A 2,422-nucleotide genomic window follows, 5' to 3' on the forward strand; every position below is an offset into this window, starting at 1 on the left:
GACGTTCGCGGCGCTCGACGCGGAGCAGGTCGAGCTCGTGGTGGTGGACGACGGCTCGACCGACGGGACCCGCGAGGCGCTCGTCGATCTCGCGGCGGCCGACCCGCGTCTGATCGTGGTGGAGCTCAGCCGCAACTTCGGACACCAGGCGGCGATCACCGCCGGCCTGGACATCGCGCGCGGGAACGCGGTCGTGATGATCGACGGGGACCTCCAGGACCCGCCGGAGCTGATCCCGGCGCTGCTCGAGCACTGGCGCGCGGGGTCCGACGTGGTGAGCGCGGTCAGGGTGCTGCGGGAGGGCGAGACCCGGTTCAAGCTGCGGACCTCCCGCACGTTCTACCGGGTGATGTCGCGCCTGGCGGACATCGAGCTGCAGGAGGACGCGGGCGACTTCCGCCTGCTCGACCGGCATGCGCTCGACGGGCTGCTCGCGATGCCCGAGCGCAACCGCTACCTGCGGGGCATGACGTCCTGGCTCGGGTTCACCCAGACCACGGTGCCCTACGAGCGGGCCGCGCGGCAGGCGGGCGAGACGAAGTTCTCGGCGCGGGCCATGGTCCGCTTCGCGCTCGACGCGATCGTGTCGTTCTCCCACGTGCCGCTGCAGATCGCGACGCTCGTCGGATTCGTGTGCGCGTCGCTGGCGTTCCTGGCGATCCCGGTCGCCATCGGCTTCCGCATCGCGGGCCAGTTCGTGCCCGGCATCACCACGACCGTCATCGCCGTGCTGCTGCTCGGCGGGGTCCAGCTCATCGCGATCGGCGTGATCGGCGAGTACGTGGGCAGGATCTACGACGAGGTCAAGCAGCGGCCGCTGTACCTCGTGCGACGGATCAGCAACCGACGCCCGCCTGGCCGCGAGCACGCCGAGCGGGACGGCGGCGAGGAGGGGCCCGCGGGATGAGGGTCGCCATCGTCGGGGCCGGCGTCGCCGGGCTCACGGCGGCACACCACCTGTGCCGGGCCGGTCACGCGTGCGACGTGTACGAGCGCTGGCCCGGGCTCGGCGGGATGGCGGCGACGCTCGACGTGGGGGACGGCCACCGCCTGGAGCGCTACTACCACCACTGGTTCACGAGCGACCGGGACATCGTGGAGCTGTGCGAGGACGTGGGGGGCGGACCGGTCGAGTGGCATCCGTCGTCGATGGGGTTCTTCGTCGATGGTCGCACCTGGCCGTTCACGAGCCCGTGGCACCTGCTCACGTTCCGCCCGCTGCGCCTCCGGGAGCGGCTCCGCATGGGGCTCGCGGTCCTGCGGCTGCAGCGGGCCGACCTGCCCGTCGGCGCCTACGAGCAGCAGACGGCGCGCGAGTGGATCCTGCGGGAGATGGGCGAGGGTCCGTACGCGAAGGTCTGGGGGCCGCTGCTGGCGGGCAAGTTCGGGTCCCGCGCCGGCGACGTCTCGATGTCCTGGCTGTGGGCGAAGCTGATGCTCCGGCGCCGGTTGGAGGGACGGGCGGCCCGCGAGGAGCTGCTCGGGTACCCCAGCGGATCGTTCGAGCCGCTGTTCGCGGCGCTCCGGGATTCGATCGAGCGCAGCGGCGGCCGGGTCCTCATCGACCGTCCGGTCGCGCGCATCGCGCAGGCCCAGGACGGTGCCGGGTTCCTCGTCACCGGCGCCGCGCCCGGGTCGTTCCGCCGCGGGCACGACCCGCGGGCGTTCACGGCCGACGGGGACCCGGAGCGCTACGACGGCGTGATCGCGACCGTGCCCAACGACATCTTCCTCGGGGCCCTCGACGAGGACCTCGCCGCCCGGCTCGGATCCGACTACGTCGGGCGACTGCGGGGGGTCGAGTACCACACGGCACTGTGCCTGCTGCTCGAGCTCGACCGGCGGTTCTCGCCCTACTACTGGATCAACATCGCCGACCCGGACCTGCCCTTCGTCGGGCTGGTCGAGCACACCAACCTGGTGGATCCTGGCCGTTACGGCGGGCGGCGGTTCCTCTACGTCGCCAACTACCTGGACGCCGACCACGAGCTGCTCGCGTTCTCGCCCGAGGAGCTGCTCGACCGCTACACGCCGGGACTGCGGAAGGTCTGCCCGGAGTTCGACCGGTCGTGGGTCGAGCGCTCGTGGCTGTTCCGCGAGCCCGCGGCCCAGCCGATCGTCACCGTCGGCTACCGGGAGCGGATCCCCCCGCTGGACACCGGTGTCCGGGGCCTGGTCCTGGCGAACACCACCCAGATCTACCCCGAGGATCGCGGCACCAACTACGCGGTGCGCCTGGGTGCCGACGCGGCGGCGCTGCTGCTGGCTCAGGACCGCGCGCCGGCGACCTCGGCGTAGACCGCCCACGTCTCGCGGGCGGCGTCCTCCCAGGTCCACGGCGGCGGGGCGGGCGCGGGACGCTCCGCCGCGGCGCCCGCCGCGAGCAGGCCGGCGAGGTCGTCCGTCGCGACGAACGTCGCCC

The 2,422-nt window shown here is 73.0% G+C and carries 2 protein-coding genes; both read left to right on the forward strand.

The annotated features are described in order from the left end of the window. Positions 1-907 (forward strand): glycosyltransferase family 2 protein (locus ABYE80_RS19795; protein WP_372792028.1); only part of this gene is annotated, 907 nt, incomplete at its 5' end. Continuing rightward, positions 904-2,298, forward strand: a complete 1,395-nt coding sequence (locus ABYE80_RS19800) for an NAD(P)/FAD-dependent oxidoreductase (RefSeq protein ID WP_372792029.1) — start codon at positions 904-906, stop codon at positions 2,296-2,298. The genes ABYE80_RS19795 and ABYE80_RS19800, both read left to right, overlap by 4 nt. Positions 2,299-2,422 lie beyond the last annotated feature (124 nt).

It is taken from the genome of Paraconexibacter sp., assembly GCF_041602235.1.
Lineage (GTDB): Bacteria > Actinomycetota > Thermoleophilia > Solirubrobacterales > Solirubrobacteraceae > Paraconexibacter.